Source organism: Collimonas sp. PA-H2, assembly GCF_002564105.1.
Classification (GTDB): Bacteria; Pseudomonadota; Gammaproteobacteria; order Burkholderiales; family Burkholderiaceae_D; genus Collimonas.
Window position 1 is genome coordinate 4,118,512 of sequence record NZ_PDBX01000001.1, and the last position, 14,799, is coordinate 4,133,310.

Consider the following 14,799-nt stretch of genomic DNA (forward strand, 5'->3'; position numbering starts at 1 on the left):
GTGACTGTATCTGCGGCAAATCTTATTCACCATTTTGGGTATTTACGCACCAAAGTGGTATTACAAAAAAACTACCAATACAAACTGGTCTTGATCATTTATTCAACGGTTTAAATGATGCTGCAATGCAGCGTTGTTTAGCACCTTGGATAAGGCCGCTTGATTCATGTGACGGCTTATATATTTTTATGAAAAGTATATAAAAAAATCACGAAACATTATCTTTAATTTAATTAAATATCTTTTTTATATCGCGGGAGTGTCATTTTCATACCCGTTATAAGCCCCTGTTTTCATAGGGAAAAATCGAAATTTCAAGCTTGTGAAAATGTCTGTTGAAACAACAGATACGTCAATGTGAAAGAAGTTCAACAAAAAATCCAATAATTTTCATTTTTGAGAAAAATCCATTTTTTTCAGGTCATCTTTTCAAAAAAAGCGACCAGTCCAGTCGACTAAACAACACTCATGTAGTTTGCGAAATAGTGAATGTAAACAACGGTATATATAGTTATACGAATTGTGTTTTTTGATACCAATAATTTATTTATGTAATACCAGTTGAATGCCTATTGACAGCCACTTTTCCGGTCCATAGAGTGTCCTCAGCACAACGTTTCTAAATGGAATTTTGAAGCTTGGACGCAAGGCAGGTTGGGGTGATGTGCGGGGCAGAGTACGCACGGCATCTTGGCAGTCAGGTCTTTGGAGAAGGAACTGGCGGTGAAGTGGAAGCACCCGCGGTGACATGCGGCGTCTTGTTGGGTAGGTCTTGTTGTATTGGCGACTGTATCGAAAAAAGGTTCTCCCTTTGCCGGCTTGAAGCAACGTCAAACCGCATCGTGGAGAAGTAAATGAAAAATGGCCTGCGTCAGATAGGCTGGGCCGCAATCGATGGGGAGAACAGTAAGTGAATAAGAATTTAACACCAATAGCATCTGCCGTTGCACTGCTGGTAATGGCGGCAGCCATGCCGGCGTATGCGCAGCAAGCGGATGATGCAGCTGCAAAAGCTGACAGCAAGGCTACCGACAAGGGTGGCCAGATCGAGCAGGTCACCATCAGCGGCATTCGCGGTTCGCTGCAAAAATCCCTGACTCAAAAACGCAATGCCGATTCGCACGTGGAAGTCATCACAGCCGAAGACATCGGCAAGATGCCGGACAAGAACGTTGCCGATTCGCTGTCGCGCGTGCCTGGCGTCACCATCGGTAACGCCGGCGCTACTGAAGGCGGCTTCGACGAAGCCGACCGTGTCAGCATGCGCGGCACCAGTCCGAGCCTGACGCAGACACTGATCAACGGCCACAACGTCGCCTCCGGTGACTGGTTCGTGCTGGACCAGTCTGGCCAGGTCGGCCGCAGCGTCAGCTATACGATGCTGCCTTCCGAACTGGTCGGTTCGGTGGTGGTCCACAAGAGCTCTGAAGCCAGCCTGGTAGAAGGCGGGGTCGCCGGTTCGGTCGACATCATTACCCGTAAGCCGCTGGAGTTCAAAAAGCAATTTACTGCTGAAGCAACCCTCGGCGCCGTGTATGCCGATTTGCCGGGCAAGACCGATCCGCAGATGAGCGCATTGGTGAACTGGAAAAACGACGCGAACACCTTCGGCATCCTGGTGCAGGCATTTTCGGAAGAGCGCCATCTGCAACGGCAAGGGCAGGAAATCCTCGGCTATACCAAGATCGCTCCGGGCAGCGCCATCGCTACCGCGCATCCCGACCTGGCGGGCGTGTATGCGCCTAACCTGATCAACTCGGCGCTGTTCGAGCAGCAGCGCAAGCGCACCGGCGGCTTGATCGATGCCCAGTTCAAGGTCAGCAACGATTTTTCTTTCGATATCAACGGCTTTACTTCAGAAATGAAGGCTGCCAACTACAATCGGAGTTATGAATTCTGGGGCGCGCAGGTCATCAACGCCGGCGCCGGCCAATCGCCGAATCCTGGTTACACGGTGAAAAACAATACGCTGACATCGGCTACTTTTTCTCCAGTAGCGGGCACCAACTACGGCGTCTACGACCAGATTTCACGTCCGGACGAAAGCGCCAGCTCAAATTTCATCGAGCTCGGCACCAAGTGGCGCGCAACTGATTCGCTGAACTTCACCACCAAGCTGGGCACTTCTACCGGCGAAGGCAAGACGCCTACTCAGAACGTCGCTGAATGGAATGTCGGCGTTGGCGCCGGCGCCGGTTACCAGTTGAACGGTATCGGTACCGCCGCCAACTGGAACCTGGGCGCTACTAACAACGCCAGCCCTAACACCGGCACTACAGCGTTCGGCTGGATCTTTGGCGATCAGAACGTCGATGTCAAGGACAAGGAAAACTGGGCACAGATTGATGGCGAATATTCCGCCGGCCTGGGAGCGTTGAGGACAGTTCAGTTTGGCTTGCGTTATAACGACCACAAGCGCAGTTCCGATGGCGTGATTGGTCAGGGTCCGGCGGCTGGCGCCAGCAATCCAGCCAATTTCCCGCAGGGCTTCCAAAATTTCCCATCCAATTTCGGCAGCGGCCTGGGTAGTGGCTTCCCCACCAATGTCTGGTATTACACGCCAGGCCAGTTGGCAGCGTATAACGCCTTCACCAATCGCGATCCGGTCACGCGTGAAGACTGGAATTCCGAGTTTTCGGTCAAGGAAAAAAATACAGCTGGTTACCTGCAGGGCAATCTCGAAGGTGATCACTGGAGCGGCAATATCGGCTTGCGTCTCGTGCAGACTAAAGAGAGCGTCATCTCCAACGTCGCCGCGCCAGCTAGCGCGCCAGGTGCGATCACGACTTCTGCTTTCGGTCCGTTCGTCAGGCAGCACGACGACAATACTTACAACGACGTGTTGCCAAGCATGAACTTGAAGTTCGATCTGAGCAAGGATGTGGTTGCCCGTTTTGCCGCATCCAAGACCATGACGCGTCCGGATTACTCCTCCCTGGCCGGCCAAGTGACGTTGTCGCCACCGGCGCAATTCGGCGCCATCGGTTCCGGCAGCGGCGGCAATCCAGACCTGAAGCCTATCACTTCGAACAACTTCGATGCATCGGTGGAGTGGTACTTTGCTCCGCGCTCGCTGGTGTCGGCAAGTATCTTCAACATGAATCTGACCAGCTATGTCGGCCTGGGCAGCGTCACAAGAAGCTATGTCACCAGCACGCCTGACCATCCTGCCAATTACATGGCGGATTATGTGCTGACTGTGCCAACCAATACCAGCGGCACGGTCAACGGTATCGAGCTCGCCTATGAAATGCCGCTGGGGAAAAACTTCGGTTTTGCCACCAACGCCACTTTCATCAACGCCTATGACGCCAGCAACGGTCCACTGGTCGGCGCTTCGAAACGTACCGCCAACCTGACGGCTTATTTCGAAGATGAACGCTTCAATGCGCGCATCTCGTATAACTACCGCAGCGCCTTCTACAGCGGCCTGGATCGCAGCACAGCGTTCTTTCAAGCCGGCGTCGGCACCCTGGCCATGTCTCTCGGCTACAAGTACAGCGAACAGCTGGCCTTCACGCTGGATGCGCAGAACCTGAACAACCCGACCCTCAAGTACTACGCGCTGAGCGAAGACCAGCCACGTGCGTTCTACAAGAACGGCCGCCAGTTCTACCTGAATGCCCATCTGAAGTTCTAGTAGCAAACTGCCGGCATGCCGCCGCTGTACGTGGCATGCCGGCAGCAACTGAAGTTGTGTGCGGTTGAAGTAAGAGTTGACGTTGATTTTGCCGGGAGAGCGCTGATGACCGGACTTTGTTGCAGCTTGGCTTTGATGAAAACGCTCTCCGGTCTTTTTACCGCTCAGGTCAGATACGGTTCGATGTAATTACCAGCAAACCAGTACAAGTTCAGGACGCCGACAGGCGACATGCCGCGCCGATGTCGTTGTCAATACCGAGATTGCCCGCAGTCAGGCAAACAAACAGGAGTCGTTGTATGGATTTCGCGCAGGATGGGAAAAACCCCTCCAAGAATGTAGTCGGCATCAGTGTTGTTGTTGTTCTGCATGTTCTTCTGATTTATGGACTTCTTACAGGATTGGCGCGCAAGGTTGTGGAAGTGATCCAGCAACCGGTCGAAACCAAGATCATCGAAGAGATCAAGCCGCCGCCCCCGCCACCACCGGACAAGCCAGTGCCGCCGCCGCCAAAATCGGTCGCGCCGCCGCCGCCATTCGTTCCTCCACCCGAGGTCAAGGTCACGCCGCCACCCACAGACAATGTGATTGCCGCGGTCACCAATGTCAAACCGCCGAGCAACGATTTGCCGACATCCGTGGCGCAGCCAGCCACTAACGGCGAGGCCGGCCCGGCGCACACCAGCGCCAAGATTGCAGGAAATTGCGAGAAGCCGGAATACCCGCGGACTTCCTTGCGCAATGAGGAAGAGGGCATGGTCACGGTCAAGCTGACTATCGGCGCCGACGGCAATGTGCTCGATTCCGCGGTTGAAAAGAGCAGCGGTTTCAAGGATCTGGACCGGGCTACGGTGAAAGCCTGGAGCCTGTGTCATTTCACGCCGGCTATGGCCGACGGCAAAGCGGTGCAGTCTTCGACCAAGATGCAGTATGTCTGGAAGCTTGAGTAGGCTCAACATCGAACGGCGCAAGCCTTACACCACGTCGCGATTGCGGCAATCTACTTTCTAAAATTTGGAGCAACAGCATGTCTATCACACGTAATCGCTTATCCGCCCTGGCCACAGCCCTGATGATTTCTGCCGCGGCGCTGTCGGCACCGTTCGCCGTTGCGCAAACCGCGGCTTCGGCCCCGGCTGCATCCGCAGCGGCCGTTGCTGCACCGGCTCCGGCGGCTACTGCCGCTGCATCGCTGGCCGATACCCCAACTCCGCCGCCGGCTCCGGCAGCCAAGGAAACCGTCGACAATCCATACGGCCTGGACGCGCTGTGGAAAGGCGGCGACTTCGTTGCCCGCGGCACCCTGATCATCCTGGTCCTGATGTCGATGGGCAGCTGGTACATCATCATCACCAAGCTGATCGAACAGGTAAAACTGATGGGCCAGGCGCAAAACGCCAAGAAGACTTTCTGGAAAGCCGGCACGGTCGCCGCCGGCGTGGCTGGCTTGAAGCCGAACAGCGCTTATCGCTTTATCGCCGAGAATGGCGAGAAATCCACTGTGCACCACGACGGCGCCTTGCTGGAACAGATCGACCTGAACACCTGGGTGACGATGTCGATCCAGCGTTCGGTCGAAAAAGTGCAAAGCCGCCTGCAAGACGGCCTGGCATTCCTGGCAACCGTCGGTTCGACTGCACCGTTCGTTGGTCTGTTCGGTACCGTCTGGGGTATTTACCACGCGCTGACAGCGATCGGTATCGCCGGCCAGGCGTCGATCGACAAGGTTGCCGGTCCGGTCGGTGAAGCGCTGATCATGACCGCGATCGGTCTGGCAGTGGCTGTGCCTGCGGTTCTGGGTTACAACTGGCTGGTCCGCCGCAACAAGAGCGCAATGGAAGAAATCCGTTCGTTCAGTGCTGACCTGCACTCGGTCCTGCTGAGCGGCGTGATGTCCTCGAGCTCGGCTGGCCAGGTTGCTCACATCAATAAAAAGGTTGGCTAATCATGGCGATGTCACTCGGCTCTCCCGATGGGGATGAAGACGAAGTGATCGGCACGATCAACACGACGCCGCTGGTCGACGTCATGCTGGTCTTGCTGATCATCTTCCTGATCACGATCCCGGTGGTGACACATACGATTCCAGTGAAGCTGCCGAACGAATTCGACGAACCTTATAAGACCAAGCCAGAGAACATCAACCTGGCGGTGAATAAGCAAGGCGACATGTTCTGGAACGAGCAACTGGTGCCGAATACCGCGACTTTGCTGTCGAAACTGAAGGAAGTGGCGGTAGAAGTGCCACAACCGGAACTGCATATCCGCGGCGATCAGCAAACCAAGTATGAATACATCGGCAAGGTAATCCTGACTGCGCAGCGGGCAGGGATCGCCAAGATCGGGTTCATTACCGAACCGCCTGCGCGCAACTAGTGAGAATTTCATAAAACAGGACAAGCCATCATCCTGAGAATCGATGTTGTAGGGTGGGCACTCCGTGCCCACGCAGTGCCGCGGATATGCGTGTTCCGGGCTGCACGCCCCGTCGCGTCCGCGTGGGCACGGAGTGCCCACCCTACAGGGGATTTGTCGTGATTTAAGAAAGTATCAATAATCCCCTTATCGGGGAAAGAAGTAGGGTGGGTGCAGGAGCCCGCCCTGGAATATTAGGAGTATCAAATGGGTATGAATGTAGGTTCTTCCGGCGGCAACGCCAATGATCCGGAACCGATGATGGAAATGAACATGACGCCGCTGATTGACGTCATGCTGGTGCTGATCATCATGCTGATCATTACGATTCCGATCCAGAATCATGCGATCAAGCTGAACATGCCGACCGGTAATCCGCCGCCGCCATTGGCTCTGCCAGTGGTCGACACGGTGGATATCGATCCGAGCGGCACGGTGATGTGGAACGGCACGCCGATGGCCAACCGCGCAGAGCTGGAAGACCGTCTGAAAACGGTGGTCGCCGGCGGTAATATCGATGAAGTGCATCTGCGTCCGAACAAGCTGGTGGAGTACAAGTCGGTCGCTGCCGTGATGGCGTCGGCGCAGCGGCTGGGCGTCACCAAGATCGGCATCGTCGGCAACGAGCAGTTCATGGAGTAGTAAATAGTATTTTTTTAATCAGAAAACACGGCTTTCAAGTGGTATTTTGGCTTATTTTTTAATACCACTTAAAGGCCGATTGACAGCCGCTTTCTGTCCCCATAAAGTAAATCCAGTTTGTTTCCACTAATAAGAACAATGCCAGTGGCAGATGAAAGCGATGGATGCAACAACATGATTGAATATCTGATTGGCGTCGATGGAGGTGGCACCGGCACCCGCGTGCGCCTGGCCCGCAACGATGGCGGCGCTGCTGCGCTGCTGGCGACGGGCAGCGGCGGTCCTTCCGGACTGATGCATGGCGTCGAAGCCGCCTGGTCGGCAGTGCTGGAGGCGCTGCAAGCAGCATTCGCGACCGCGGGCCTGGTGCGGCCGGCGCTCGACAGGATGGCCATCGGTCTCGGCCTGGCCGGCGTCAACAACAAGCAATGGGCAGCCGAATTTTCCGCCAGCAATCCGGGCTTCCGCGATACCGTGATCGAAACCGATGCCTTCACCACATTGGTAGGCGCGCATCAGGGCCGGCCCGGCGTGATCATCGCCATCGGCACCGGCAGCGTCGGCGAAGTGCTGACTGCCGAGGGCAAGCGGCGCGAAGTAGGTGGCTGGGGCTTTCCCGCCAGCGACGAAGCCGGCGGCGCCTGGCTCGGCATGCGCGCCATTACCCACGCCCAGCATGTGCTGGACGGCCGCGCCCCTGGCAGCGACTTTGCCCGCGCGCTGATCCATTTCTGCGACCGCAGCAACCAGGCCCGCGGCGCGCACTTTGACAGTCATCACGACAGCATGTTTGCCTGGCTGGCCAGCGCCAGCCAGACCAGTTATGCGCAACTGGCGCCGCTGGTGATCCAGCATGCCGCCAGCGACGCCGCGGCAGGCCAGCTGATGTTGGCCGCCGGCGAGGAAATAGCGCGGATAGCCGCCGCCCTTGATCCTGATGGAGAGTTACCGATTGCACTGTGCGGCGGCCTCGCCGCGCATTTACAGCCATACCTGCCGGAGCCGCTGCTGGCGCTGGTAGTCAAGCCGCATGCAGATGCCGCAGCGGGCGCCTTACGCTTAATCGACCAAAGATTAAAAGGGAAGCAAACATGCTAGCTCAGATAGAAAAACTCAAGCCGGATGGCGCCAGCGACACGCCTTTGTACCTGCAACTGGTCAACCGGCTGTCGGAGCAGATCAACGGCGGCGTCTGGCAGCCGGATGAAGCGCTGCCTTCCGAACGGATCCTGGCGGAATCGCTGGAAATCTCGCGGGTGACCGCGCGCAAGGCTATCGATGTCTTGTGCGAGCGCGGCATGCTGATCCGGAAGCGCGGTTCCGGCACCTACATCACGCCCAAGCTGGAACAGCCTTTGTCGCGCCTGACCAACTTCAGCGAAGAACTGCGGCAGCGCGGCTTCCGGCCGGGTTCGCAATGGCTGTTGCGCGAGACCGGGATTGCCGTCGCCGAAGAAATCCTGGCGCTGGGCCTGTCGCCAAATACCGTGGTGTCGCGCCTGAAGCGCTTGCGTACCGCCGACGATGTGGTGATGGCGATCGAAACCACCACCATCCCCGCCTTGTACCTGCCGGATCCGAAAGCCGTGACCGATTCGTTGTATGTGCATCTGGAGACGCTCGGCGTGGCGCCGGTGCGCGCCCTGCAGCATATCCGCGCCATCAACGCCAGCGCCGACCAGGCCAAGCTGGCCGACATCAAGACCGGCGCCGCCATGCTGCATATCACCCGCGTCGGTTATCTGGAAAACGGTGCGGCGATCGAGCTGTCGCATTCCTATTGCCGTAGCGACTACTACGACTTCGTTGCGGAGTTGCGGCGATGACTGATGGCCGCCACCCAGGCGGCGCATCGAGCCACGGCAATGATCTGCCCAGCGTGACGCTGAGAGGCAATATCCTGACGCCGCAAGGCTGGATCAGCGGCAGCCTGCATTTCGATGGCCGCATCACGGCGATCGACGGCATGCCGGTCGATCCTGCCGACAACCTCGATCCCTACATCCTGCCCGGCTTCATCGATCTGCATGTGCACGGCGGCGGCGGCAAGGACATCATGGACGGCGGCGACGCCGTCGATGTCATCGCCGCCATCCACGCGCGGCATGGCACCACCAGCATGCTCGCCACTACCATGACCTCGCCGCTCAGTGACCTCGAAAGTGCGCTGGAAGCCTGCGGCCACGCTTGCCGCACACGCCGTCCCGGCAGCGCGCGGGTATTGGGCGTGCATCTGGAAGGGCCGTACATCAATCCTGGCAAGCTCGGCGCCCAGCCCGATTTTGCGCAGCCGGCGAGCTTGCAGGAAGTGACGCGGCTGAGCGCGCTGGCGCCGGTCAAGCTGATTACGGTGGCGCCGGAAATCGCCGGCCACCTGGAGGTGGTGCGGATGCTGAGCGATTCCGGCATGCGGGTACAGATTGGCCATACCCTGGGCAGTTACGAAGACGGCGTCCAGGCGCTGGCGCACGGCGCCTCCGGTTTCACGCATCTGTTCAACGCCATGACCCCTTTCCAGGCGCGCGCGCCGGGCATGGTCGGCGCCGCGCTGGCGCATGCGCGCTACTCGGAACTGATTCCCGACCTGCTGCACGTGCATCCAGGCGCGATCAAGGCTGCCTTGCGCTCGATTCCGCGCCTGTACTGCGTGACCGATTCAACCGCCGCTACTGGCATGCCCGACGGCGACTATATGCTGGGGCGCCAGCAGGTACATAAATGCATGGGCGGCGTCAGGCTGGCCGACGGCACCCTGGCCGGCAGCACGCTGACCATGGACCAGGCCCTGCGCAACCTGGTCGGCCTCGGTCTCGACCTGGCCGATGCCTCGCGCCGGGTTTCGACCTACGCCGCCGATCATCTCGGCTTGCCGGAACGCGGCCGCCTGGCAAGCGGTTGTCATGCCGATCTGGTGGTACTGGACCGGAAACTCAATTTAACCAAAGTATATGTAGAGGGAGAGCAGATTGGTCTCACAGATGTTTAGTTCACTGATGTTGCAGGAAGCGTGTTCGGCCGCCGACCACGTGGTTTTACAGCTGGCGCGCGACGGCGACAGCTACGCCGCGCTGGCCGCCCGCCTGCGCCAGGCGCAACCGGCCAGCGTGCTGACGGTGGCGCGCGGCAGTTCCGACCACGCCGCCAATTACTGCGCCTACCTGATCATGGCGCGCCTGGGCCGCATCGTCGCCTCGCTGCCGATGTCGCTGGTAACGCTGTACAAATCGCCGCTGCTGACGCGCGATGCGCTGGCGATCGCAGTGTCGCAATCCGGGCAGAGTCCGGACGTGATCGAACCGATCCGTTATTTCCGCGAAGGCGGCGCCACTACGGTAGCACTGGTGAACGATGCGGCTTCGCCGCTGGCCGCCAGCGCCGAATGGACACTGCCCTTGCATGCCGGCCCGGAGCTGAGCGTGGCGGCAACCAAGAGTTTCATCACCAGCCTGGTGGCGGCAGCGCGGCTGGTGGGGCACTGGCAGGGCGATGCCGAATTCCTGGCGCAGATCGAAGCCTTGCCGGAAGCCTTGCAAAAAGCCACTGAAGTGGACTGGTCGCCAGCGATCGAGGTGCTGGCGCCGGCTTCCAGAATCATGGTGGTAGGACGCGGCGCCAGTTTCCCGGTGGCGCTGGAAGCGGCGCTGAAGTTCAAGGAAACCTCGGTGCTGCAAGCCGAAGCATTCAGCGGCGCCGAGATCAAGCATGGCCCGATGGCTTTGATCGACGAAGGCTACCCTTTGCTGATTTTCGCCACGCGCGGACCGACCCAGGCCAGCCTGCTCAAGCTGGCGGAAGAAATGCGCGGCCGCGGCGCGCGCGTATTGCTGGCAGCGCCGGCCGATATCAATGAACGCGACCTGACCTTGCCGACAGGGCCGACGCCGGACCTGGATCCGATCGCGGCGATCCAGGCCTTCTATGTGATGGCGGCCAATCTGTCGATTGCGCGCGGCCTTGATCCGGACCGGCCGCGTCATTTGAGCAAGGTCACGAAGACAAACTGAGCTATTGAGAATTTCATAAAACAGGACAAGCCATCATCCTGAGAATCGATGTTGTAGGGTGGGCACTCCGTGCCCACGCAGTGTCGCAGGCATTCATGTTCCGGATATGCGTGTTCGGTCGCGTCCGCGTGGGCACGGAGTGCCCACCCTACGGGGGATTTGTCGTGATTTAAGAAAGTATCAATAATTGAGAAAACTGAGCCAGGCAACATAACAAGTTTGCGCCGGTGCTGTCCCGGCGTGATGGAGATGCAACATGAGTAACACTGCAAGCAAGCCCGGCCGCAGCGCGCGTGAAAGCGCCGGGCAACTGATCATGATCCGTTTTCCGGGCACGGTGCTGGACGACGATACCGCGCAGTTCTTGCGCGACAACCATATCCGCGCAGTCTGCCTGTTCCGCCAGAACATGGCCGACGCTGCGCAGCTGAGCAAGCTGACCGCCGACCTGCGCGCCGTGATGGGACCGAAGGCACTGATCGGCATCGACCAGGAAGGCGGCGCGGTGGTGCGCGCTACCTGGCTGCCGGCGCCGCCGGCGGCGATGTCGCTGGGCGCCGGCAACGACCTGGCGCTGGCGCAGGCGGTCGGGGCGGCGGTGGCGCGCGGCATCCGTTCGCTCGGCTTCAACTGGAATTTTGCGCCGGTGCTGGACCTGAACAACAATCCGGCCAATCCGGTGATCGGCGAGCGCTCCTTCGGCTCCGATCCGCAACGCGCCACCGAACTGGCGCTGGCGTGGATGGAGGGTAGCTTGGCGGAAGGCGTGGCGTGCTGCGTCAAGCACTTCCCCGGCCATGGCGACACCCACGTCGATTCGCATCGCGACCTGCCTACCGTCGACAAGCCGCGCAGCGCGCTGGATGCGCTGGAGCTGGCGCCGTTCAAGGCCGCGCACCGGGCGCCGGCCATGATGAGCGCGCACATCGTCTATCCGGCGCTGGACGCCGAGCATCCGGCCACCTTGTCGCGCAAGATCCTGACCGATCTGCTGCGCACCGAATGGGATTACCGCGGCGTCATCATTACCGACGGCATGGACATGCATGCCATCGCCGGCCGCTACGGCGTAGGCAATGCAGCGGTGCAAGCCTTGTCGGCCGGCGCCGACATGGTCATGGCGCTCGGCAACCGCGACACGCAGCAAGAGACACTGGCGGCCTTGACGGCGGCGCTGGCCGTAGCCGAGGAAGGCGGCAATCTGGACCGCGCCGGCATCGACGCCCGTCTGGCACGTCTCGATGCGCTGTCGGCTGCCTACCCTTGTGCCGCCGACAGCTATCTCACGGAGGCAGAAGACCGGCGCCTGATGGCCTCAGCCTGGCGCCGCGGCCTGACTGTGAGCGGCAATCCGCAACCGCTGGCTGATGGCGCCAAAGTGCGCCTGCTGGCCTGCGCCGACGCAGCCGGCGACGGCGTCGCCGAAGCCGGGTTGCCGGCCAGCGCGGTGGCAGCCTTGCTGGCGCGCCGCTACGATGTCGAGCTGGTGACCTTCGACGATGACGACAGCTTCGACTGGAGTTCGCTGCCGGACGATGGCAGAACCGTGATCCTGGCCTCCACCACGCGTTTGCGCTACGGCGAACGGGCGCGCAAGGACTGGCGTCCCGATCTGCACCTGGCGCTGTGGAATCCGTTCCAGACTCTGGACATCGCCGCGCCGGCGCTGATCAGCTACGGCTTCGCCGATGCGGCGCTGGAGGCCGTGGCCGACTGGCTGGCAGGAACCCAGGCCGCAGAAGGCAGGATTCCTCTAGCATCCATGGCCAGCGGCCCGCAATAAACCTCAGGAACCAGAATGGCTTACCAACTCGGCAATCAGGAATCGATCATCCTACCCACGGCGGCTGTCGACATGCGCATCGAAGAAAAGAAAGAGCATCATCCGGCACTCTGGGTGCCGAGCTTGTACTTCGCCGAAGGCTTGCCGTATTTCGTGGTGGCGACCATCGCCGGCCTGATGTACAAGAGCATGGGCATGGGCAACGACCAGATCGCGCTGTGGACCGGCATGCTGGGTTTCGTCTGGGTCTTCAAGCCGCTCTGGAGTCCGTTCCTGGAGGCGGCGCGCAGCAAGAAGGCGATCGTCCTGCTGTTCCAGTTTTTTGGCGGCGCCAGCCTCGGGCTGGTGGCGCTGGCGCTGCATTTGCCGAACTATTTTGCAGTCAGCATTGCCTTGCTGGGACTGGTGGCGATTTCTTCCGCCACGCATGATATCGCGGCCGACGGCTTGTATATCGCCAGCCTGAGTTCGACCCAGCAGGCGACTTACGCCGGCTGGCAGGGCGGCTTCTACAATGTGGCGCGCTTCTTTTCGCTGGGCGGGCTGGTGGTGCTGGCCGGCTATTTCGAGAAGCACATGGCGGTGGCGCAAGCCTGGAGCCTGATCTTCGGCATGCTAGGGCTCAGCATGCTGCTGCTGGCGGCCTATCATCTGTGGGCCTTGCCGGCCGGCCGTAATCCGGCCCGTCCGGCTGGCGGCATGAAGGGTGTCTGGCTGACCTTGCGCGAAGTGATCATCGATTTCTTCCAGAAGCCGGGCATCTGGCTGGCTATCCTGTTCATCATCCTGTTCCGTGCCGGCGAAGGCCAGATCACCACCATCGGCCCGCTGTTCCTGCGGGCGGCGCGCGCTGAAGGCGGCCTCGGGCTGGCGACAGCGGAGGTCGGCGCCGTGTACGGCACGCTGGCCACGGTTGCCTTCATCGGCGGCAGCCTGCTGGGCGGCTATTTCACTGCCTGGCGCGGCTTGAAGCGCAGCATGTTCTTCCTGATCCTGGCGATGAACCTGCCGAACCTGGCTTACTTTTTCCTGAGCACCGCCATGCCCACCAACCTGGGTGTGATCGGCGCCGCCCTGAGCCTGGAAATGTTCGGCTACGGCTTCGGCTTCGTCGGGCTGATCCTTTTCATCATGCAGGAAGTCGCGGTCGGCAAGTACCAGATGGCGCACTACGCGCTGGGCACCGGCATCATGCAGCTGGGCTATGTGTTGTTCAAGATCGTCAGCGGTTCGGTGCAGGCGGCGCTCGGTTACCAGCATTTTTTCCTGTGGGTGCTGGTGTCGGCGATACCGGTGCTGCTGCTGTCGCGCATCGTGCCGATCGGGCGCCATGAAAAGGCCGACGGCGATGCGGCGCAGGCGGCAAGCTAGCGATGCGGCATTTTCAATGTGACTCATTGGCGTTGACCTTGGCGCTGTCATGCTCGCTGGCGGCGGGCGGCGCCATGGCCGCTGCCGATCCGATCTTCTTTGACGATTTCCACTATGCCGACACCACGGCGCTGGTGGCTGGCGGCTGGAAGATCCGCGACCAGCAGGGCCATCCCGGCATAGAGCATGGGCTGTGGGGGCCGGATACGGTCAGTCTGGTCGACGACCCGCAAACCGGCGGCGCGCGCCTGGTGCGCCTCAATGCGCGCACCGACGGCACGCCGCAGGGCACCTTCCAGGCACAGCTCTGCCATCAGCGCAAGTATTTCGAAGGCACCTACGCCGCCCGCATACGTTTCAGCGATGCGCCGCTGGCGGGACCAGGCGGCGACCTGGTGGTCGAGTCCTTCTATACCTCCAGTCCGCTCAAGCATGATTTCGATCCGCAGTACAGCGAACTGGACTGGGAGTATCTGCCCAACGGCGGCTGGGGCAATCCGCACAGCCGCCTGTACAGCGTGTCCTGGCAGACGGTGCAGATGGAACCCTGGAATGCTTTCAACCAGGTGCACGAAGAACAGCGCGCGCTGGGCGGCTGGCACACGGTGCTGATGCAGGTCGCGGCCGGCAAGATCCGCTATTTCCTGGATGGCGTGCAGCTCGACGAACACGGTGGCCGCAATTACCCGGCGCAGCCGATGTCGATCAATTTCAACCTGTGGTTTTCGCCTAGCGGCGTGCTGGCCGACAGCAAGGCCCAGCGCAGCTACCAGCAGGACGTGGCCTGGGTGCTGCACGCCAAGGATCAACTGCTGTCGCCGGCGCAGGTCGATGCCGCCGTCGGCGCCTACCGCAAGGCCGGCGCCCACCGGATCGATACCGTACCCGCAATGACGCCGGCCCTGGCGTCGAACTGCGATTTCTAATATTACTGAGCGAGCGCC

At 60.1% G+C, this 14,799-nt stretch carries 12 protein-coding genes; all 12 read left to right on the forward strand.

The features are described 5' to 3' along the window. Positions 1–910 precede the first annotated feature (910 nt). The 12 genes from BCF11_RS18945 to BCF11_RS19000 all read left to right on the forward strand — a co-directional run bounded on the left by BCF11_RS18945 (position 911) and on the right by BCF11_RS19000 (position 14,781). Positions 911–3,640 (forward strand): TonB-dependent receptor, encoded by a 2,730-nt coding sequence (locus BCF11_RS18945; RefSeq protein ID WP_098496126.1) that lies wholly within the window; start codon positions 911–913, stop codon positions 3,638–3,640. A 299-nt stretch (positions 3,641–3,939) separates the two neighbouring features. Beyond that, the gene (locus tag BCF11_RS18950) at positions 3,940–4,590 is read left to right on the forward strand and encodes an energy transducer TonB (protein ID WP_098496127.1); all 651 of its coding nucleotides are present in this window, start codon (positions 3,940–3,942) and stop codon (positions 4,588–4,590) included. Positions 4,591–4,667: 77 nt separating this feature from the next. After that, positions 4,668–5,585, forward strand: coding sequence for a MotA/TolQ/ExbB proton channel family protein (locus tag BCF11_RS18955; RefSeq protein ID WP_098496128.1), 918 nt, complete (start codon positions 4,668–4,670; stop codon positions 5,583–5,585). Positions 5,586–5,587: 2 nt separating this feature from the next. Continuing rightward, the gene (locus BCF11_RS18960; protein WP_098495917.1) at positions 5,588–6,016 is read left to right on the forward strand and encodes a biopolymer transporter ExbD; all 429 of its coding nucleotides are present in this window, start codon (positions 5,588–5,590) and stop codon (positions 6,014–6,016) included. A 246-nt stretch (positions 6,017–6,262) separates the two neighbouring features. Next, positions 6,263–6,697 (forward strand): biopolymer transporter ExbD, encoded by a 435-nt coding sequence (locus BCF11_RS18965; protein WP_098495918.1) that lies wholly within the window; start codon positions 6,263–6,265, stop codon positions 6,695–6,697. 174 nt (positions 6,698–6,871) lie between these two features. Further along, the gene (locus BCF11_RS18970; RefSeq protein WP_098497577.1) at positions 6,872–7,795 is read left to right on the forward strand and encodes a BadF/BadG/BcrA/BcrD ATPase family protein; all 924 of its coding nucleotides are present in this window, start codon (positions 6,872–6,874) and stop codon (positions 7,793–7,795) included. Continuing rightward, entirely contained in the window at positions 7,789–8,523 is a 735-nt protein-coding gene (locus BCF11_RS18975; protein WP_061938885.1) for a GntR family transcriptional regulator, read from the forward strand. Before BCF11_RS18970 ends, BCF11_RS18975 begins: the two co-directional genes overlap by 7 nt. Further along, positions 8,520–9,683: an N-acetylglucosamine-6-phosphate deacetylase gene (gene nagA, locus BCF11_RS18980; protein WP_098496129.1), complete on the forward strand. Its 1,164-nt coding sequence runs from the start codon at positions 8,520–8,522 to the stop codon at positions 9,681–9,683. The genes BCF11_RS18975 and nagA overlap by 4 nt, the downstream gene beginning before the upstream one ends. Beyond that, positions 9,676–10,701: an SIS domain-containing protein gene (locus BCF11_RS18985; protein WP_233212541.1), complete on the forward strand. Its 1,026-nt coding sequence runs from the start codon at positions 9,676–9,678 to the stop codon at positions 10,699–10,701. Before nagA ends, BCF11_RS18985 begins: the two co-directional genes overlap by 8 nt. Before the next feature lie 256 nt (positions 10,702–10,957). Continuing rightward, positions 10,958–12,484: a beta-N-acetylhexosaminidase gene (nagZ, locus tag BCF11_RS18990; protein ID WP_098496130.1), complete on the forward strand. Its 1,527-nt coding sequence runs from the start codon at positions 10,958–10,960 to the stop codon at positions 12,482–12,484. 15 nt (positions 12,485–12,499) lie between these two features. Then, complete coding sequence (locus tag BCF11_RS18995) at positions 12,500–13,855, forward strand: MFS transporter (RefSeq protein WP_369827789.1); 1,356 nt, start codon at positions 12,500–12,502, stop codon at positions 13,853–13,855. A gap of 26 nt (positions 13,856–13,881) precedes the next feature. Continuing rightward, positions 13,882–14,781 carry a glycoside hydrolase family 16 protein gene (locus tag BCF11_RS19000; protein WP_098496131.1) on the forward strand — a complete coding sequence of 300 codons (900 nt, stop codon included), beginning with the start codon at positions 13,882–13,884 and terminating at the stop codon, positions 14,779–14,781. Positions 14,782–14,799 lie beyond the last annotated feature (18 nt).